Annotated in this window: 13 protein-coding genes; 5 read left to right on the top strand and 8 right to left on the bottom strand. The window is 36.8% G+C overall.

Translation table 11 applies throughout. The features are described from left to right. Positions 1-27: 27 nt before the first annotated feature. The 3 genes from VB248_RS21140 to VB248_RS21150 all read right to left on the bottom strand — a co-directional run bounded on the left by VB248_RS21140 (position 28) and on the right by VB248_RS21150 (position 9,569). Positions 28-1,839: a RagB/SusD family nutrient uptake outer membrane protein gene (locus VB248_RS21140; protein ID WP_323298828.1), complete on the bottom strand. Its 1,812-nt coding sequence runs from the start codon at positions 1,837-1,839 to the stop codon at positions 28-30. Positions 1,840-1,853: 14 nt separating this feature from the next. Beyond that, positions 1,854-4,940: a SusC/RagA family TonB-linked outer membrane protein gene (locus VB248_RS21145; RefSeq protein ID WP_323298829.1), complete on the bottom strand. Its 3,087-nt coding sequence runs from the start codon at positions 4,938-4,940 to the stop codon at positions 1,854-1,856. A gap of 507 nt (positions 4,941-5,447) precedes the next feature. Beyond that, positions 5,448-9,569 (bottom strand): two-component regulator propeller domain-containing protein, encoded by a 4,122-nt coding sequence (locus tag VB248_RS21150; protein WP_323298830.1) that lies wholly within the window; start codon positions 9,567-9,569, stop codon positions 5,448-5,450. Between the two features lie 828 nt (positions 9,570-10,397). Between VB248_RS21150 and VB248_RS21155 the strand changes: the two genes are divergently transcribed. The 3 genes from VB248_RS21155 to VB248_RS21165 are packed head-to-tail and all read left to right on the top strand — an operon-like array spanning position 10,398 to position 13,157. After that, on the top strand, positions 10,398-11,570 hold the full coding sequence (locus tag VB248_RS21155) for a replication initiation protein (protein WP_323298831.1): 1,173 nt from the start codon (positions 10,398-10,400) through the stop codon (positions 11,568-11,570). A gap of 10 nt (positions 11,571-11,580) precedes the next feature. Continuing rightward, the gene (locus VB248_RS21160; RefSeq protein ID WP_323298832.1) at positions 11,581-12,318 is read left to right on the top strand and encodes a ParA family protein; all 738 of its coding nucleotides are present in this window, start codon (positions 11,581-11,583) and stop codon (positions 12,316-12,318) included. Positions 12,319-12,377: 59 nt separating this feature from the next. After that, positions 12,378-13,157 (top strand): hypothetical protein, encoded by a 780-nt coding sequence (locus VB248_RS21165; protein WP_323298833.1) that lies wholly within the window; start codon positions 12,378-12,380, stop codon positions 13,155-13,157. A gap of 177 nt (positions 13,158-13,334) precedes the next feature. Here the strand turns inward: VB248_RS21165 and VB248_RS21170 are convergent, their stop codons facing one another. Together VB248_RS21170 and VB248_RS21175 are read right to left on the bottom strand one after the other, a co-directional pair. Next, positions 13,335-15,050, bottom strand: a complete 1,716-nt coding sequence (locus VB248_RS21170) for a GMC family oxidoreductase (protein WP_323298834.1) — start codon at positions 15,048-15,050, stop codon at positions 13,335-13,337. A 93-nt stretch (positions 15,051-15,143) separates the two neighbouring features. Then, complete coding sequence (locus VB248_RS21175; protein ID WP_323298835.1) at positions 15,144-15,767, bottom strand: gluconate 2-dehydrogenase subunit 3 family protein; 624 nt, start codon at positions 15,765-15,767, stop codon at positions 15,144-15,146. Positions 15,768-16,095: 328 nt separating this feature from the next. On the opposite strand from VB248_RS21175, the gene VB248_RS21180 reads away from it, so the two are divergent. Beyond that, a complete protein-coding gene (locus tag VB248_RS21180; RefSeq protein ID WP_323298836.1) occupies positions 16,096-16,299 on the top strand; it encodes an alpha/beta hydrolase in 204 nt (67 codons plus the stop codon). Between the two features lie 185 nt (positions 16,300-16,484). On the opposite strand, the gene VB248_RS21185 is transcribed toward VB248_RS21180, so the two are convergent. Together VB248_RS21185 and VB248_RS21190 are read right to left on the bottom strand one after the other, a co-directional pair. Beyond that, positions 16,485-18,011 (bottom strand): hypothetical protein, encoded by a 1,527-nt coding sequence (locus VB248_RS21185; protein WP_323298837.1) that lies wholly within the window; start codon positions 18,009-18,011, stop codon positions 16,485-16,487. Between the two features lie 47 nt (positions 18,012-18,058). Continuing rightward, positions 18,059-18,877: an SDR family NAD(P)-dependent oxidoreductase gene (locus VB248_RS21190; protein WP_323298838.1), complete on the bottom strand. Its 819-nt coding sequence runs from the start codon at positions 18,875-18,877 to the stop codon at positions 18,059-18,061. Between the two features lie 373 nt (positions 18,878-19,250). Here VB248_RS21190 and VB248_RS21195 point away from each other — a divergent pair, with 373 nt between their 5' ends. Then, entirely contained in the window at positions 19,251-20,042 is a 792-nt protein-coding gene (locus tag VB248_RS21195) for an NUDIX hydrolase (protein ID WP_323298839.1), read from the top strand. Positions 20,043-20,134: 92 nt separating this feature from the next. Here VB248_RS21195 and VB248_RS21200 read toward each other — a convergent pair whose 3' ends face one another. After that, the gene (locus VB248_RS21200) at positions 20,135-21,184 is read right to left on the bottom strand and encodes an NAD(P)-dependent alcohol dehydrogenase (RefSeq protein WP_323298840.1); all 1,050 of its coding nucleotides are present in this window, start codon (positions 21,182-21,184) and stop codon (positions 20,135-20,137) included. Positions 21,185-21,192 lie beyond the last annotated feature (8 nt).

Genomic DNA, 21,192 nt, shown 5'->3' on the forward strand with positions numbered 1-21,192 from the left:
GAGCTATTGCCAGCATTTTTTGTTTAATTAATATCCCGGATTTTGTGTAAATGGTGGGCCTTCAACAGTACGGTCAATTTCAGACTGAGGAATTGGTCTCAAAATATGGAAGTCTTGAACATAAGGAGCAGCTTCTTTATTCCAAAGCTTAATGCGTCTTACCAAAGATTTTGTACGTACCAAATCTTGGTTTCTCATCCATTCGCCAAATAATTCACGGCTTCTTTCATCCAAAATAAAGTCAATCGTTACGTCTGATTCTTTTATTAACATCGCTTCGGCGGCAGCAGCATTTTGAGCTGGCGTGTTCGTCTTGCGATAAGCCGCACGTTGACGAATGACATTCAACAATTCAGCCGCTTTTGCTTTATTGCCAGCTTGAAGATAAGCTTCTGCTCCTACAAGATATACTTCTGCAAAACGAGTAATGACAACTGGACGAGTGGAAGGGTCATTAAAATTACTTCCACGACTTGGATCCATGTGTTTTTTGATAGCAGGGAAAACGTCCGCTTTCCAAAGACTTGGCGGAACTACAATACCTTTAAATGGTCTTGTTCCAACGAATTGTGGAGCACCCGGTACTTCAAAGTCTGGCAACCAAACGGCAGTATCAACACCAATTTGTGTGGTATAACTGATACCTCTTTTATTATTTGCCGCTGTTGCAGTATTGGTAATTGATTGATTCGAAATATAAACTGTATAAAAAGTATTGGCAAATCTTGAATCAACATCTCTTTTCACAAAAGCTTGGTCGAGGAAATAGTTTTTTCCTGCAACTTCGCCAGTAGTTTGTTTTACGCTATTTGGACGAATACGTTGATAAGGACGACCATAATACGAATCACGAACCATTAAAGAAGTACCCGAATTTACCAATACTCCGTTGGCATTAACGATTGAGTTAACGCCACTGTTGTTCGGATAATTCCAGTTGGTGAACCACGGTGTAAGGTTTTGTGCTGCACCGCCACTTGCACCACCACCCACAGAGTAGTAGCCAAATTTTGCATCATTTGAATGGTCACTTACAAACATGGTTTCTTTACCATAATCATTGGCAGGCACGAAAGCATCGCCAAAGTCTTGCCACAAATCCAAACCATAGGTTGCTTTATTAGCAATAATATCACTTGAAATTTTGGCAGCTTCCGTAAAATCCGCTTGTGAATTGGTCAACCAACCACGAGTAAGATATGCTTTCGCCAAGAAGAAAAGGGCAACAGGTTTGGTGGCTGCTTTTCCTAAAAATGGAGCAGTTGGTTTATCTGGCAAATCGGCCGCCGCTTCTGTAAAATCTTTAATGATTAATTTATACACTTCAGAGGCTGGGTCTCTTTTGGCAGCTTGAGAAGGTACAGTGATAAATTCTGTATGCAAAGGCACATCTCCCCAAGTCTGAACCAAGTAGAAATACCAAAACGCTCTTAAAAATTTGGCTTGTGCCAAGTATTGTTTTTTGGTTGCTTCGGGTAAATCAATGCTCTGCCCAAACTTCAATACACCATTGATGGTATTCACACAAGTAAAGGCTGTTCCCCAAGCCGAACCAAAGTTTGTACCGTTCAAGCCATTGAAAGTATGAATAGGCCCACCGCCACTACTTGCTCCTTGAATAAATTCATCTGTTCCTGCTTGCATTTCAGAAGAAAAACCTTCCGTTCCCCATTGGTTACGGATTTCGTTATACACCCCTGCAATTCCGCCAAGTACACCTGCTGGGCTATTGAAATAGGAAGGTACAATTTGCGATTGAGGTTTTTCTTCAAGTATTTTTTCACAACCTAAACTTAAAAATAAAGTACAGGCGAGTATGGATATTTTTATTTTTTTCATATTCTTAGCTAACATTAAAATTTGAGATTTACACCTAAAGTAAACTGACGTACTGGCGGATTATTTAGGTTTACACTGATTACACGGTTGAAATTACCGCCTTGGATGGTGTTTCCATATCCGTTTCCTTCTGGGTCGATAGCCAGTTTGTCTCTAACTAATGGCGAATAAAGGATAAATGGATTAGTCGTATTCAAATAAATACGAGCCGAGCTAATGCCCATTCTGCTAAGTACTTTGGTTGGGATAGTATAGCCCAAATTGATGCTTCGTACTTTGATGAATGAACCATCTTGGTATTGTGTTGTTGAAGTAAAGTCTCTTACGCCACCACCTGCGTTGGGTCTTGGGAAAGCATTGGTTGGGTTATCAGTTGTCCAATAATCCATTACCAATTGGTTTGAACGACCTTGGTTAAGGAATCCAAAACCTGAACCACCGCCTGATGTTCCAGCCAAATATGGAACTAATACTTTCATTCCCATACGTGCGTAAGTAACGATTGATAAATCAAAACCTTTGAAAGACAATCGGTTCGTAAAGCCTCCCTCCCATTGTGGTTGGAAGTTTCCGATAACTTTACGGTCATTAGCATCAATTTTACCATTGCCATCAACGTCTTCTACTCTGATTTCTCCGGGTACTTGTACTGGCGAAGTTTGTTTGGCTAAAGTACCGTCGTCTTTGTCAGATTGTTGCCAAATACCGATTTTGTTATAATCATAAATAACCGTTAGAGGCTCTCCGACAAACCAGAAGTTTCCTTTGTTATCCAATTCAGTAGGAGTAGTAAGTTGCGTGATTTTTTCACGGTTAAAGAAATAAGTAAGGTCTGAACTCCAATTGAATCCATTTTTATTTCTGATAATGTCAAAAGTCAACGATGACTCAAAACCACTACCTTCTGTTTTACCTAAATTTTTCAATGCCGAACCCGCACCATTACTCTGAGGAAGGTTTACTGAAAGCAAAATATCTTTAGTATTTTGTTTATAAATATCAAAAGAACCAGTGATACGGTTATCCAATAAACCGATTTCTAAACCAAAATCAGACTGAGCCGTAGATTGCCAACCTAAATCACTTGCAGGCAAACTTGTTACGGTATAAGCAAGAGCCTGACCAGCCGTAGTAGTACCAAAATTGTAATAGCCAGACGATAAAGCTCCCAAAGTAGCATAAGCTCCAACGTTACGGTTTCCAGAAATACCCCAACCACCTCTTAATTTCAAATTAGAAATAAAAGTAAGTTCTTTCATAAATGCTTCATCAATGATATTCCAACTTAAACCAATCGCTGGATAATTGAAGTACTGATTTCCTGGCGATAAAGTAGAAGAACCATCTCTACGGAAAGTAGCCGTCAAAGTATATTTATCATTGAAAGTATAGTTCAAACGTGCCATGTACGAGAGTAAACCCGTTCTTGAGAAAGCATTACCAAAACTGGTATTGGCAGTCACTACGCCTGAGGCTAAAGCAAAGTTTCCTGTTTTGATATAATCTGCTGGTACACCTTTTACATTAAAATTACTTCCTAAACTGTGGTTTTGTGTCACCTCGTACAAAGCTGTAAAACCTACTTTATGTTTTTGGGCAAATACTTTATCGTAGTACAATAAGTGCTGAAAGTTCACATCCCAATATTCGGTGTTTCTAATATCTGCACTTGATACACTTTGGTCTGTTCCTGTATTCACAAAAGTATTTGGTGGGGAATAACCATTAAAATGTACTTGGCTAAAGTTTAAACCTGCATTGAAACGATATTTCAATCCATCCAAAATGTTTACTTCTGCATACAAACTGTTGAAAGTTCTCAGCGAACGCTCATTTGAAAGAATGTCATCTCCACGAGAAATCAAGGTTAATGGGCTAACCGCCTGAGCTTCGATAGTTCCTTTTTTAGGGTTCAAGTTTACCGTTCCATCCGCATTATAAGGTAAAACCAGAGGAGAAAGACGAACTAATTCTGTTGGAATTCCCCCTCCCGCAGGGTCATTTCTGTGTGTTAGTGTATTGATGGTATTCAAACCAATTTTCACGTGCTTTCCAATTTTCTGGTCTATGGTGGCACGGATAGTCATACGGTCAAAATTTTGGTTTGGCAAAATCCCCGTTTCGTTGAAATAGCCAATGCCCATACCGTATTGTGTATTTTCTACCCCACCTTGTAAACCAAGTTGATGACTGGTATTAAAGCCTTGTTTGTACAATAAGCTTTGCCAGTCGGTTGAAACACCAGCCGCCAAATTTGCTTTTTCCTCTTCTGTCAAAGGATACGCCGTTGTACCTGCTCCTTGCGTATTATAAGCGGCAGATAATTCTTTGAATTTAGCATATTGCTCGCCATTCATTACGTTGTATTTTCCCATCATGTTTGTAATTCCATGATAGCCATCGTAAGTAAATACAGGCTTACCAATTTTTCCTCTTTTGGTGGTTACAAGAATAACACCCCCTGCCCCACGTGAACCATAAATGGCAGTTGCAGAAGCGTCTTTAAGAATTTCGATATTTGAAATATCATCAGGGTTGATGTCGTTCAAACCGCCATAAGGAATACCATCTACTACTACCAAAGGGCCGTCGAGTCCGTCGCCGTTTCCTGTGGTCAATGAGCGGTTACCACGAATACGAATTGAGGCTTGGCTTCCCGGCGTAGAGCCATTACTTACAATAGATACCCCTGCGGCTCTACCTTTTAATGAATTTAAAAGGTTGGGGGCTGGTACTTCTTTGAGGGTAGCTTCTGTTACAGATACCACCGAACCAGTAATGTCTCTTTTCTTTTGCGTACCATAACCCACTACGATTACTTCTCCCAACTCACGGGTATCAGTAAGTAATACAACGTCAATGGTCGTTTTATTTCCAACCACTATTTCTTGTTTTACATAACCAATACTTGATACAACAATCGTAGCATTTTTAGGTAAATTATTGATAGAATACTCTCCATTACTGTTTGCTACTGTACCGATATTTGTACCTTTAACCAACACCGAAGCACCGGGCAATTCTTTTCCTGCATCCGTAGTAATACGCCCTTTTAGGGTTTGAGCGATGGTACTAAAGCTGGAAATTGATAAAAGTAGCATGCACCATACCAGAAAATATGGGACACTCCTCCGTTGAAAAAGACGATAGTTGAATTTTTTCATAAGACTGTTAAATATGATTGTTTTAATAAATTATTTAATCTTCCTGATACAGAAGGCTTTTTTGACGGCGTAAAGTAAGTGCATGCGAAAAAAATTGTACGGCACATATTATCAAATCTGATTCACAAATGTTCAATCAACATAAAATCGTCAAATCGGCACAATTAATATTACAAAAAGTGAGTGCTAAGCGTACCGAAGGAGTACAAAAGCAGGTGAAAAAGGGATAAAAAATCGAAAAATTGATTTTGTTTAAGTTTTTCTTTTTTATGTGATAAAGAAAAAATGAAGGTATTATGATTGGAAATAGTAGGGCTGATGACGCTCGACAAAGCTCATTTAAGCTTTTCTAAGCCTAAAAATCATCTTTACATTTAGTGATAATTCTATGGTAAAATAAAAATACCGTAGCTTTTTTACTTAGCTACGGTATCTGAATATTCCTTAATGTGGCATTGGCTCTTCTATATGGCTGCCAATTTTTGCAGGGTCTCTTTTCAAAAGTATGTATTCAGAAGGCGAAACATTATACTTTGCTTTGAAGGCTCTTGTAAAATAATTGGGATTAGAAAAACCTACTTCATAACCAATATGTGAAATTTTCATGTCGGTTTTTTCTAAGAGCATCGCCGCCCGCTTGAGCTTCACCGAACGGACAAATTCTACGGGCGTTTCACCTGTCAAACTCAAAATTTTACTGTACAGTGTTCCTCGGCTTGTATTCATTTTTTTACTGAGTTCAATTACCGATAAATCTGGATTACTGATGTGATCTTCTACAAACTGCGTAACTTTCAATAAATACTTTTCATCTTCTGACATAAATTCCATTGTTGGAATTTCAATATTGATTTGTTTGCTATAAGTATCTTTAAATGTACTGTTCAGATTCAATAAATTATTGATTTTTACATTCAATAATTGAAAACTGAAGGGTTTCGTTAAATAATCGTTTGCTCCAGTTTGTAAGCCATTCAATTGGTCCACTTCTTCGGATAAAACCGTCAGTAATATTACAGGAATATGTTTGGTTCGGTTGTCGCTCTTGAGTTTTTTCAGTAAAGCGATTCCGTCCATATTGGGCATATTTACGTCGCTTACGATAATGGCAGGATGTGCCGAAAGGGCTCTTTGCCAACCTTGTTTTCCGTCCGAAGCCTCTACAATTCTGTACTTATCTTTTAAATTATCTCTCAAGTAAGTTCTAATATCTTCACTGTCATCTACTAATAAAACCGTCGGTTTTTCGATTTTAGCCATTTCGTTCGATACTTCTTCTGTCGATTCTATTTGCTTTTTCTTTTCTTGTACTGTCAATGAAGTACGCAAGCCTTCGCTTTGCTTTTTTTCGAGCAAAGGTAAAATAACGGTAAAGACACTGCCTTCACCTTCTTCGCTACTGACATTAATTGTACCGCCGTGTAGCTTTACAAATTCCTGCGTAATTGAAAGCCCAATGCCACTGCCTTGGTTGAGAATATGAGCTTTGTCGTTTACCTGATAAAATCTATCAAATATTTTATCCAAAACCTCTGCCGATAAACCAACACCTGTATCTCCGATAATTAGTTTGATACCATTTTCAGCATCTGGTTCGATATGAAAATACACGCTTCCGTTTTGGTTGGTAAACTTAATGGCGTTCGACAACAAATTAAGTAAAATACGTTCTACTTTATCTTTGTCGAAAACCGTATAAAACTCATTGATTGAACTAAAAAAATCAAGATGGATGTGCTTACGCTCTGATATATACTTAAAGGAATCGAATATCTCTCTGGCAACTGAAACTAAGTCTCCTTCCGAAAGATTCAGTTTCAATTCGTTCTCTTGAATCTTTCGTAAATCCAATAATTGATTGACAATATTTAAAAGTCTTTTGGCATTTCTGTTAATCAAATTCAAGGTTTCTACTTTTTCTGTACTTTTTTCTTTCGATAAAAGGCTTTCAATTGGATTTAAAATCAGCGTCAATGGCGTTTTTAATTCATGACTGAGATTGGTCAAAAACTTAATTTTGAGTTGCTCCAATTCCATTTTTCGCTCGGCTTCGGTTCGTTCTTTTTCGATGAGATGTTTTATCTCAAGGCGTTCTTGTGCCAAAGCAAATTCATTTCTTAGTTTCTCTATTGCCCTTCTACGCAATGTCCAGAAAATCATTATCAAAATCAGCACATAAGCAATATAGGCATAATAAGTACGCCAAAAAGGTGGGTGAACGATAATCTCAATAACCTTTTCGGGTGTGTGCCAAGAGCTGTCTTCACTTTTGGCTTTGAGCCTGAATTTATAAGCTCCGGGGTCTAAATTGGTGTAAACAGCCGTCGTAACAGTTCCGACTTTATTCCAATCTTTATCAAAACCCTCAAGCATATAAGTATATTGATTTTCCTGCGGGGCGGTATAATTCAAGGCTACAAAATCTAATGAAAAATTCTGTTTGTAGCTCAAGTCAATTTTTTTCGCCAGCGAAATGGGTTCTGTAATTTCTGTATTTTCAACTGGATTTACGCTTTTGTTGCCAATTTTTAAATCTGTAAATACCAATGTTGGCGTATTTCTATTCTGATTGAGGTATTTGGGATTAAAATAATTGAAGCCTTCGTTTCCGCCAAAATACATTTCTCCCGTACTGGTTTTTAGTCCAGCACCGAAATTAAAATTACTTTGCTGAATGCCATTATGATAAGTATAATTCTTAAATATCTTTTTTTGTGGGTCAAAAACGCTGATACCTTTATTATTACTTACCCATAATTTACCCGATTCGTCTTCTAAAATTTTACAAATTACTTCATTTGAAAGCAGGTTTTTTACACTGTATTGGCGAAAGTTTTGACTTTTCGCATCAAAAAGGCATAATCCGCCACCCATCACTCCTACCCAGATTTGCCCCTTTTTATCGCAATGAATCGCCAAAATCATGTCAAATGGCAAATGGCTATTGTCATGATTAAATATTTTCAGTTGTTTTTCGTTTGGATTATAAATCGTCAATCCACTTCCATTCGTTCCTATCCATAAGTTTCCTTTGAAGTCTATTTCAATAGTGGTGATATAACCATTTTTTAAAGTACTCCTTGCTTGGTTTTGGTAAAAAATACGGCTAAAATGCAGTAATTCTCCTGTTTTGATATTGTACTTGTACAGCCCTTTTCCATTTGTTCCTATCCAAATATTTCCTTGTTTATCGGCTTTTAGGCAATTTATCGGAACGCTGGTAGCATCTGTATTACTTTTTGGAATACGAATATTTTTGGTGGTATTCGTCCGCAAATCTTTGATGTACAATCCATACAAATAAGTACCTATCCAAAGGGTATTTTCCGAACGTTCCAAAGACAAAATAATGCCTTTGTTTGCGTCCATGCCTGCCAATTGAATGGGACTTATCAAGCCAGTTTTTGTATTGAAAATATTTAGCCCTCTGTTTTCAGTACCAATAAATATATCTCCCGTCGGACTCTCCGCAAATGATAATACCGAACCACTATTAAAATCCGAAGGATTTAATCTTGTATGATTGAAGTATGCCAAATTGCTATCGTACTTGTTTACGCCAGCTTTGATTGTTCCAATCCAGTAAATGCCACAGTTATCCAAATAAATATCTCTGACCGAATTCCCAATAAATCTGCCTGCACCACTAAATTTATTCGATGCCGAATTATTAATTCTAAGCGTTTTACCGTCTTTCGGATTAAAGATATTCAATCCGTCTTCTGTGCCTACCCAAAGTTTTGAATCTTTATCAAAAGCAATTTTGTAAATACTATTATCGCTGAGTGTTTCTGCATCCGATTTTACACTTTTGAAATGTTCAAAAGTTTGTCTTTGCACATTCATTTTGTCCAGCCCCTCGCCTGTACCAAGCCAAAGATTTCCCTCTTTGTCTTCTACTACATTACGAACTATGCCACTGGCAATACTCAAGGGATTATTATCATCATGAAAGTATCGAACAAACGTGCCTTTGGCAGGATTCAACAAATGAAAGCCTGCATTTGTACCTACCCAAACGTTGTTTTTACTGTCTTCAAATACTGAAAGAATTACATCAGAATTCAGCTTATCTTTTCTTGAAGGATTAGCTTTGTAAGTAATTATTTTCTTTGTCTTCGGATTAAAATAATGAAGTCCACTGTATGTACCTACCCAAATATTACCTAAATGGTCGGCTCGAAGGCAACGAATCCAACCAAGTTTACTAAAATCAACATTGATAAAATTATTTAAACTTCTGTTGTAAAGCGATAAAGTAATATTTGAACCAACCCACAAATTCCCGTTTATATCTTCTTGCATCGCCATTACTACTCCCCTGCCGATACTGTTTGAGTCCGTTTCACTATGCCGGTATATGGTAAAATTTTGTCCGTCAAATTTATTCAGTCCGTCGTCTGTACCAAACCACATAAAGCCGTACTTGTCTTTCAAAATAGCGTTGACGCTATTGGACGATAGTCCGTTTTTATTATTGAGGTTGATAAAATTATAGTCTTTTACTTGTCCAAATGAATATTGGCAGAGTAAAAGCAACAAAATGATATAATACTTAGTCTTCATAGTCAATCAATTTTTTCTTTTTTTGAGTCGAAAAAATCTTTGAATGGGTTGTCAATACTTGAGGTTTTTGAATACACAAAAAATCATTTAGGTGTTTTACAAATAGAATGACGTAATTTTTTAAATGTGTAAAATAGACACAAATATAAGAGCTATAAATGAGTGTCTAACTGTTTTTATTCAAAAAAATATTCTTTTAGTATAATTTATGATTTGTTTGGTGATACTCTTTTACTTTTAAGTTTTGCCAAAAAGGTAAAAAACGATTTTTTTTGAAAAATACTCGAACGTATCAAGCAGTACGGCATTGATTTTTTGGAGCTTGTAAAGATTGCTGATTTTGATTTTTTTTAAATCTAATTACGAGGAAAACCCCGTCACGGTAAATTTCATTTATTTAAAAATTAAAAAAATCAAAAAACAACTAATATTAGTAGCTATTATACTATTATTAACTATTATACTATTAGAGAATTTTACGTTTGTAACTTTTTGATTTTCAGTATTTTATAAAATTCAATTACGAGAAAAACCCCGTCTAACTACGAGAAAAACCCCGTTAACTACGAGAAAAACCCCGTCTAACTACGAGAAAAACCCCGTTAATTACGAGAAAAACCCCGTTAACTACGAGAAAAACCCCGTCAACTACGAGAAAAACCCCGTCAGTATTTTTTAAGGTATTCATTGGCAATGATTTTTTGTTTTCTGAGATGTAAAACCTTGATAAATAATTTCAACTACGAGGAAAACCCCGTCAAAGTATTTTATTAAATTTGTTGCGAGGGATTTTTTTATTACTCGTAATAAATAAGTATTTTTGATGCTATGAAACAGCAAAAGAAACCTACCATTGTAGAGTCTGATATAACGGTTGCCCAACACAACGAGTTGGTCAAGGCGAGATTCAATATGTCGTTGATGGAGACTCGGCTATTTATCGCTTTATTGGGTCGTATCAACAAAGGTGATACAGATTTTTCTTTGTGCAGAATTCCTATCTCAGAAGTATCTTCCAATGTTGATGGTGGCAAAGCTTATCAAGACGTAAAAGAAGCCGTCATCAAATTATCAAGTAAAGTGATTACTGTTGAAACGGTTGACCAAAACGGAAAACGTGAAATTATCAGCGACCCCCTAATGGCTACTTGTCGATACAAAGATGGTTCAGGTTTTATTGTTGCTCAACTAAACAGTTTTGTGAAGCCCTACCTTTTACAATTGAAAGGAAATTTCACCGTAGCCGAAATCAAAGTTTTACTTCAATTACGAAGTTATTATTCGTATCGTATCTATTGGTTGTTGAAATCTTTTTCGTACAATTCTAATACTTTCAGTATAAAAGTTGAAGATTTAAAAACCATGATGGGCATAGAAGGACAGTATCCCAATTTTTATGATTTCAAAAAATGGGTGTTGTTAGTATCGCAGCGAGAGCTGACGCAAACCGATATGGCTTTTTCTTTTAACGAAATCAAAGAAGGGCGTTCGGTAAAACAAGTGGAGTTTATCATCAACAGACAGTTATCTTTACCTATGGAAGAAGAATTGAACTTGCCCAATCATCTTCAAAGTTTGTTGTCTGAAATTGGCGTAAGTTTAAACTCTATGCAAGAGATTAGCGAAATGCTCAATAGTGGAAAGATAGACCAAGACTATATTTATTTTGTTATCAAAGAATTAAAAGATAAAAAATCAAAAGGAAGTATTAAATCGCTTTCAGGGGCTATTTACTCAGCCATTACCAAACAGCATTTGATGGAAGCTTATCTTAGCGAGAAAAACCAAAAGATTTATAAGCAACCAGTTACCACCCAAAAGAAAGAAGAAAGTAAACCTGTGGTGAAATTAAAGCTCAAAGAACAAGAAGAAGGTTTTGCCGCCATGTTGAAAAGAAAAGTAGCTCCAGCAAAAGACTTTACTACTTATTTGGCTTCTTTGATGGCAGAAGGTTTTAGAATTGAACTAATAAACGGAGAAGAATATTTAATAAAAGATTAGAAAAACAAATATGAAAGTATTTTCAATTACCAATAATAAAGGCGGAACAGGTAAAACAACCACAACTTTAAATTTGGGGGCTGCTTTGGCACAGAAAGGCTTCAAAGTATTATTGATTGACCTTGATGCTCAATGTAACCTAAGTATAGCTCTGGGCGTTAAGAATAATCAAAACCATATCGGCGAATTATTGGTCGGAGAGGCAACTTTTGAAGAAACGCTTGTCAGAAAAGACAAAATGGATATTTTACCTTCAAGCCGATTACTGTTAAGTTTCGAGTACCGAATCAATATGGAACCTGACTCTGGTTATTTTTTACAAGAACAACTTGAAGGACGAGCTTACGATTATGTATTGATTGACTGTCCGCCAAGTTTGGGTTCATTAACAGTAAATGCACTTGTTGCCAGCGATTACTTCATTGTGCCTATTCAAGGAGAAAATTTTGCTTATGTTGGTTTGGACGAAATCTTACAATTATGTACGAAAATCAGAAAAAGGATGAATCCCAACATTCAATTAGGAGGAATTCTTTTGAATAAATTTGATATGAGAACCAAGTTTAGTCAAATGATTTTTGCGAAATTGTCGGAAAATTCCGACATCAAGCTTTACAAATCGAATATTCGTCAAGATGTCGCTTTGATGGAATGTACCGCTTTTGCTCAGAGTATTTTTGAATATGCCCCCGAATCAAGAGGAGCAAGTGATTACATGGCACTCTGTGAGGAAGTACTCAATCAATAAGCATAAAACCATCCATTTGGTTTTTGATTTTAAATAATGGCTGATTAATAGAGCATAAAATGGCAAAGAAAAGTTTTAGTAATGATTTGTTGAGAGATTTGCACAGCGAATCTTTAGTGATGGATATAGTTCCGCAGATAGAAGAATCGACCGTACTTTCGGACTTGAATTCAAGCGAACAAGATAGATTAAGTTTATGTGAAGCTGTTATCGAAAAAGGACTCAATACTTTTGTTGAGGTGGGAAATGCTCTTTTTGAAATTAGAAATAATAAATTATACCGAGCAAATTTCACCACTTTTGAAAGCTATTGTAGAGATAGATGGAATTTAAAAAGACAAAGAGCGTATGAATTAATGGATGCGGCGGCTGTCGTAAATACTTTGTCGGAAATTTCCGACAAAAGTGAGTCGGAAAATCAGGCGGTAATTGTTGTTCCAACGAAAGAGTCACATGCTGCGGCACTTAGTAAAGTATCAGAAGATTTAAGAACACAAGTTTGGGAAAAAGCTTTAGAGAAAAATCAATCGTCGGGCAAAGCCATTACAGCCAAAATGATTGATAGCATTGCAAAAGAAATCGGCGGTGGAGAAGTAATTATACAAGTATCGCCAGAAGTTGAAGAGCGAAATACCTTGGTAAAGCAAATTAGAGAGAAAGTCAAAAAAGCAAAATTAGACCAAATTATGGTTGAAATTAAAGGCGAGTTTTTGATAGAAAATAATTTGGTAGAAATTTGGCAAACATTAAATAATGATGCGGCTGCCATTACCGAAAACTATAAAACCTATATCACACTTAGTCAGGCAGAAGAATTAGGTTTAATTCGTAAAGCTTAGTACTCATTAAAAACCCTCAATGTTTTCTTGATAAGAGGAGAAACATTGGCGTTTTGTTTGGAATCAGCTCGAATAATAGCATTTTTAAAAGAAAAAGGGTATTCAGACGGTACTTTTCTCGTAGTTAAATGGATTGTGATATAGCAATAGAAATATCACAATCCATTTTTATTTTCATTAAAGCTCTCTTTTTTTCAAAGCTTTCACGGCATAATCTGCTGCACGAGCTGTTAAAGCCATATAAGTAATAGAAGGATTCACACAAGAAGATGAAGTCATCGCTGCACCATCAGTCACGAAAACATTTTTTACTGAATGTACTTGGTTGAAAGCATTCAAAACAGACGTTTTAGGGTCACGACCCATACGAGCAGTTCCCATTTCGTGAATACCCAAACCTAAATGTACTTCTGGGCGGTTGTAGCCAGTAATATTTTTGAAGCCAGCAGCGTCCATCATTTCCATAGCCGAATTCATAATATCTTTTCGCATCATGATTTCGTTTTCGCCGAAAGCGGCATCAAAAACAATCATTGGTACGCCCCATTTATCTTTACGGGTAGGGTCGAGGTACATACGGTTTTCTGGATTCGGTAATACTTCTCCAAAACCACCAAAGCCAATAGTCCATTGTCCCGGTTTGGTTAAATCTTTTTTGAAATCTGCTCCAAAACCATCAGCATTTACGCCTCTGTTCCAGCCCTCACGGCTTGCTCCACCTTGATAACCAAAGCCTCTTAGATAAGCTTGTTTATCATTTCCCCAATTTCGGAAACGTGGAATGTATAGTGCATTCGGGCGTTGTCCGTAAACATAATCATCCAGAAAACCCTCAATCGTTGCCGTAGCACCAACGCCCAAGTGATGATCCATGATATTTCTGCCTACTTGGTCGCTATCATTTCCTAAACCATTCGTAAAACGACTTGATTTAGAATTGAGCAATAAAGCCGCTGTATTCATAGCACCTGCATTCAAGAAGATAATTTTGGCAAAAAACTCTTCTGTTTGCATGGTGTTTTGGTTAATTACACGCACGCCTGTTGCTCTTTGTTTTTGTTCGTCATAAATAATTTCCGAAACGATACTATCATGCAAAATACTCAATCGTTTGGTCAGGTTGGCTGCTGGAATTGCCCCTGATAAAGAACTGTAATATGCACCATACGGACAGCCACGAGCACATTTATTGCGATACTGGCACGAAGCTCGGCCCAATTTGGTATGTATTTCTTGTGGTTGCGAAAGGTTTGCCACACGCCCAACGGTTACGGGACGATTGAATTTGTCAAGCATCATTTTTTTGAAATGAAGTTCTGGAGCAAACAATGGCATGGCTGGCAAGAAATGTCCGTCGGGCAAAACATCTAAACCTTCTTTCTGACCGCTAACGCCTACAAATTTTTCTACATGAGTGTACCACGGTTCTAAATCTTCATATCTGATTGGCCAATCTATGCCTACACCTTCTTTGGCATTGGCTTCAAAATCTTGTCTATTAAATCGGTAGGACTGTCGTCCCCAGTGCATCGACTTTCCGCCAGTATGATAGGCTCGAATCCAGTCGAAAGGACGTTTCTCTATATACGGATTATTTTTATCATTGGTAAAATGTCCGCCAGTTTCTTCATTGGCTAAATTTCCAAAACGCTTATTGGCCCAAAGTTCCTCAGCCGAATGTGTTGGTATTTTTCCACGATGCTCAAAATCCCAAGGTTCTTTCATGGCGGTATCATAATCTTGCGGATGCTTAATTTCACGACCACGCTCTATCATCAACACATTTAGTCCTTTTTCCGTCAGTTCTTTTGCGGCGAAACCACCCGTCATACCCGAACCCACCACTATCGCATCAAAAGTATTATTTTTATTGGCTTTTAAATTCAAATTCATGTTTGAAAGGTTTTTAAAATTGAGTGATTCATTAGATTCATACTTGATTCAAAGCATAAATCTTTAATTAAAATGGGAAAATCATATAGCTAATCAATACGAATATGATTTTTGGTTAGGCTTCAATTTGATATTTTCAACTTTCCCAGGAATCTGTACGTACTCAAAAGAAGCCTTGATACCTGCTTCGGAAGTGAAATAGCCCAATAAAGTTAATTCTTTCATTAATCGCCAGAAAGGTAGCCCTTTAGGTACTTTTTTGATGTCCTCGTGGTCGTCGTTATCGCCCATTTTGGTTTGTTTCATTTGGCGAGCTTTCATTTCGGCTTTGGTTTCTTGTTCCAAATATTTAAGCACTCCATGGCGTTCGCTTTCATTCATTTCCAAGAATTTGGCTTGTTCAATCGAGGTTAGACCTTCTAAAAAACTCAAATGCTCGGCTTGAGCGTAGCAATCTTTGAGCATCATTTCGATAAAAGCAGGTACGCCCACATCTTTTGCTCCGGGCGACGCCTCGCCGGGCGTATCGGTTTTGGGGATAATCATTTCAGCAATTTCGGCAACAATTTTTTGTTGCGTTGCTGTTAGACTAAATGCTGCAATATTGGAATTGACTTTTTCTGCTTTTTCCCAACGACTCATCGCCATGACTGTTGGAGCAGAAAATGTTCCCCCCATTAGCAAAGCTACATTTTTAATGACTTCTCTTCTGTTCATTTCATTTACAGTATTGAATAATTTTAAGAAACAAATATATTTATTCAATATTGAATTCTATTCATACAGCCATGAATTTAATTATTTCAAGAGAAAGTTTTAATTAATCAAAATATAAGGTTGGCTATATTTTGGTTAGTAAATTTGAGATTTTCTTGGATTTGATAAACGTTTGTTTGCAATACAATATGAACCACAGGACATCCCGCTTTGGCAAAGCAAGTGGTAGAAATTGCCAAAGAGTATCACATTCAAGAAGACCAATTGATGGGCTTAGACCACGGGGCATGTACGAGTACTGAACGAAATAAAGCCACATATTGCTAAAATGGAAAAATTAAAGTCATTAAAAGCACTGGTAATTCATGGCATCCACGACGAAGTACTTAATATTAACTACGCTCGCCAAAGTAAAAGCTTGTTAGATAGTCTGCATATTTCTAATGAATATATTGAACTTGACATGAGTCATACCGTAACAAGTGAAGAGATTAATATGATAAATGAATGGCTTTTGAAGCAAAATAAGTAGCTGAATAAATTGATTGATTTACATTTTATGGTGAAGAAATAAGAATATTAATCCGTAGTCACAAGCAAATATTTTGTCTTATGACTACGGATTAATACTTGTTTAATTTTCAAAAAATCACTGTAATTTTGTTGAGAAATTACATTTAATAGGCTTATTTACAGTCTATTATCGAAATCAAATTTTTATATTTTTGTAAAAGTCAGAAAAGCAATACTCTGAGCTGGCAATTGTATCTTTCCTTTTTTTAGAGAAGTTCCTTTAATGGCTGGAATGGTATCGTCATCTGTAAGGCTAAGTTCTTTTCCGTTGAGTTTCACTTTTTTGCTAAGTAGTTCATCGGCTGTCAATAAGTAGAGTTTTCCGTTTGAAGGTATCTCAATGGAAGCTACTGTATCATTTGTATTTACTACTAAAACGGCTCTACCCTCTGATTTTCCTTTTAAATTATGGGTGAAAATATCTACACCATTCGTTGATGTACCAGCATCATATACTTGTGTTCCCATCAATTTATTCCATAATAATGCAGCCCAATAGTTAGGTCTTGGCGTATGCGTATCGTGGTCGAGTAAAGCGTATTCGCTTCGAGCCAAAGTATTGTGCATAACTACTTGTACGCCTTTTTTGGCAAGTCGCCCTAATTGTTCTAAATAGCGAAAAGTATCAATATAAGTAGCCGCCATCGGATTACCCCCGCAAGCCGTTTCGGCTGTTTCGGTCAACCATATTGGCGTATTAGGCATATATTTATCTCTCATATTCTGATAAAATTCAAGACCTTTTTCTGTTTTACTCAACCATTCATTTGATAATGCCATAGCAGGTTTTTGCCCGCCCATGCAGCGTTGTGAAACTGTTCCATAGTAATGATAAGTAAAAACTTCAAAAGTTGGTTTGGGCGAAGCTCCCAATATTTTATCAATAGGAATATCTAAACCAGAAGGCAAAATACCACCTTCGCCAGTAGAACCAGGGCCTAAAATCTTCATGGCTGGAAACTCTTTTTTGACGAAAGATTCAAATACTGAAAAATCCTTTGCGTAGGTTTCTCCATTATAGCCTTTGGGTGCATCGCCATGATTGGCGTGTGAGGGTTCGTTAAACATTTCTGCTGCCACAATTTCGCCACCGATTGACTTGGTGTAATCCATGATTGATTTTACATTTTTCGGCGACCAATTGCCATCTTTATCCCTGACACCTTCACTGATGGGAAATGAACTTACCAATTTACCATCAACGGCTTTACAAAAATCGACAACTCCTTTCCACTGGCTACGAGTAAGGATATTTTTAAAACCTGCTGGCGGATTGGCTAAAGGGATGTCGTCGTTATCTTGAAAATAAATTGCATTTGCCCAAGTTCCACTTACTCGTACATAAGTTGGCCCTAAAGCGGTAGCTAAGTTTCTAAGTTTTTTTTCATATAAATTGATTGGTTCAATCTTCCATTTCAAGGCAGCAAACCCAGTTTTTTTAGATACTTTTCTGACAGAATCAATCAAATTATAAGGAATCCAGAAATCACCCCCAATTACTTCACACATTTCTACATTAAAGGATTGATAACGTTCGTCCACCTGCCCAATTAAACTCATCTGTTTCAAGTTGATAGTCTTTGTCGTTGAACTTTCTGAGTTTTGAGCAAAAGAAGAAAAAGCAAGTACAGATAACATACTTATGCTCAAGAAAAACGGTTTAATTTTCATGATTTTGTATGGGATTAATGAGTAAACATTTACGCTAAATAGTATGATTAGATTCTTAATTTTGCCATTTGCTTCTGAATAAAATCCGTAGCAAATTTTGGATTAAAACGATAGAGATAATCCATGAGAGTTGCGTCTTTGCCAACGGTTACTCTATACTTATTTTGTTCCATGGCTTGAATGATTATTTCAGCAGCTCTGACTGGCGAAAGGGTCATTTTAGCAGCTTCGGCTGTATTTTTTGGGTCTGATAAGTCCACTTTTGGTTTATCCAAACCTGAGTTTTCGGTAATATTGGTGGCAATCGCTCCGGGATGCACTACCGTAACGCTTACGTGTGTATCCTTCAATTCGGCATAAAGACCTTCTGTAAATATTTTCACAGCCGCTTTAGCCGCTCCGTAAATAGTCTGTTTTGGGAAAGGAATAAAACCGCCCATGCTCGAAATATTCACGATATGTGCTTCTGGACGTTCTAAAAATAAAGGAAGAAAAGCCTTTGTAAAATACACCGTTCCGTAAAAATTGACATTCATAACTCGATAAATATCTTCAATACTCAGGTCGTTGACTTTTATAAATTTCTGGATAATTCCTGCATTATTGATAATTCCATCCACTGCTTCAAAGTGCTTCAAGATTTCATGGGGTAGTGCTTCCACTTTGGCTCTATCAGTAATGTCTAAAGCAAAACCCTTGAAACGGTCATCACCAACGTTGGCTATTTTTTGAGTTTCATCCAGAGCATTGATGTTAATATCAATGCCAACCACATTGGCATTTTTTCGCAGTAATTGTAAGGTCAATTCTCGTCCGATGCCACTTCCTGCACCAGTAACGATAATGGTTTTATGGGCTACTAACATGATTTTCTTCTTTTATTTGATTATTTTAATACAAAGTTATACTATTATTTTATATTGTATATTTATTTATACAATATAAAATATATTTTTACTTGGATAAATACCTGTTGAATAAATGAAATTCATTATGAGGAATAGGTACTTTATGAAAATTTTAAAACTATTCGATAAGTCCGAAACCCCAATCAACAATTTTGCAACCCATACTACTCAAAAGAAATGAGGTATTTCAGACAAATCATGTCACACAAATACAAAAGATAACAAGTAAGAAAACTTCTGATAACATATTTTAACTTTGTAAAGAGTAGGAGAGGGGCTTGAACTGAAAAATGTAGAAAAATAATAACCTAAAAGTATTGAAACTATAAAAATGAAAAATGAAATAAAACAAGATGAGTCGGCATCTACAAGGTGGTTAAATTTAAGTCAACAAAACTATATCAATCAGGTATCTATTGATTGTGTGATTTTTGGTTATCAAGAAAGACAATTGAAAGTATTAATTCCCAAACTTTTGTACAAAGGGGATTTTTGGGTATTACCCAGTGGTTTTGTTCTACAAGATGAAGACGTTGACCAAGCAGCCCAAAGAATACTTTGTGAAAGAACCAGTATTAAAGGTATTTATTTAGAGCAATTTCAAGTATTTGGGAGAGCCAATAGAAATAGTAAAGAATTTATCAATCGTTTGAAAGACATTAATTACGAGACTTTGAAAGAATCTGACAAGAATTTTGAGCAATCAATTGATTACAAGTGGCTTACGCAAAGATTTATCTCAATCGGTTATTATGCTTTAGTGGATATAAACAAAGTAGTGCCACAGAAGAGCATACTTGATGAGTCGATAGAATGGTACAATATTGATGAAATTCCACCTATGGTAATGGATCATAACGAAATTTTAGAAAAAGCACTCCAAACGCTCCGCAAGGATATTGATGAAAAATTAAATGTGTTTAATTTATTACCCGAAAAGTTTACGATTGCCGATGTACAAGAAATCTACGAAACTATTTTTGAAAGAACTTATGTTAGAACCAACTTTCAGAAGAAAATTCTGGAGTTTAACGTATTAGAACGTTTGGAAAAGAAATTTACGGGTGCTGCTAATAAAGCTCCTTATTTGTACAGATTTAAGGATAGTGTTACTAAAAAATAATATTAGCACAAGTAAGGGTGCTAAATGGTGATTTTTGAAATAAATATTCTACCTACAAAACGCACAATTTAACAGCCTTACTTGATGTTTTGTTACTTCAACGAAGCCATATCTATCACAAAGCGATAATGCACATCGCCTTTTTCAAGCCTTGTAAAAGCTTCATTAATTTGAGCTATGGTAATGAGTTCGATGTCGGCGGTGATGCCGTGGGCAGCACAGAAGTCTAATACTTCTTGGGTTTCGGCAATGCCTCCGATATTCGACCCCGAAAAGCTTTTGCGACCGTTTACAACGTTGAATGCCCCAATTTCTAAAGGTTGATTGGGTAGCCCAACCATCACCAAAGAGCCATCTACTTTGAGTAAATTCAAATAAGTATTTACATCATGTTTGGCAGAAACGGTGTCTAAAATCATATTTTGTTTCGGACAGTTTTTCATTTGTTCGGCATCAGTCGAAAGTACTACGGCATCAGCTCCCAAACGTTTGGCATCGTCGGCTTTTGCTTGATTTGTGGTAAAAACAGTGACAAAAGCCCCCATTGCCTTCGCAATTTTGATCGCCAAATGCCCCAAACCACCAATTCCGATGATACCGATATTTTTTCCTTCGCCAGCTCCCCAATGTTTTAAAGGCGAATACACCGTAATGCCTGCACACAAAATAGGGGCGGCACTTGACAAATCTAATGTTTCGGGTACATGTACTACGTAATTTTCATCTACGACAATACTTTCTGAAAAACCACCGTAGGTAATACCGCCATGTTTTCTATCAGGTGCATTGAAAACGACCGTCCAGCCATTGTCACAAAACTGCTCGTTGCCATCGTGACAGTGGTCGCACTCACGGCAACTGTCCACAATACAGCCTACGCCAGCCAAATCTCCGACTTTGAACTTTGTTACATGGTCGCCGACTTTGGTAACTCGCCCCACAATTTCATGGCCCGGAACAATCGGATATACAGTTCCACCCCAATCGTTGTGTACAGCGTGTAAGTCGGAATGACAAATACCGCAGTATAAAATCTCGATTTGTACATCGTGTGGCGTTGGCGTTCTTCTTGTAATGTTAAGGTTTTGCAATGGTGCAATAGCAGACTCCGCACCATAAGCGTTAATGTTTGTTGTACTCATGTTGTGTG

The organism is Arcicella rigui (assembly GCF_034929435.1).
Classification (GTDB): domain Bacteria; phylum Bacteroidota; class Bacteroidia; order Cytophagales; family Spirosomataceae; genus Arcicella; species Arcicella rigui.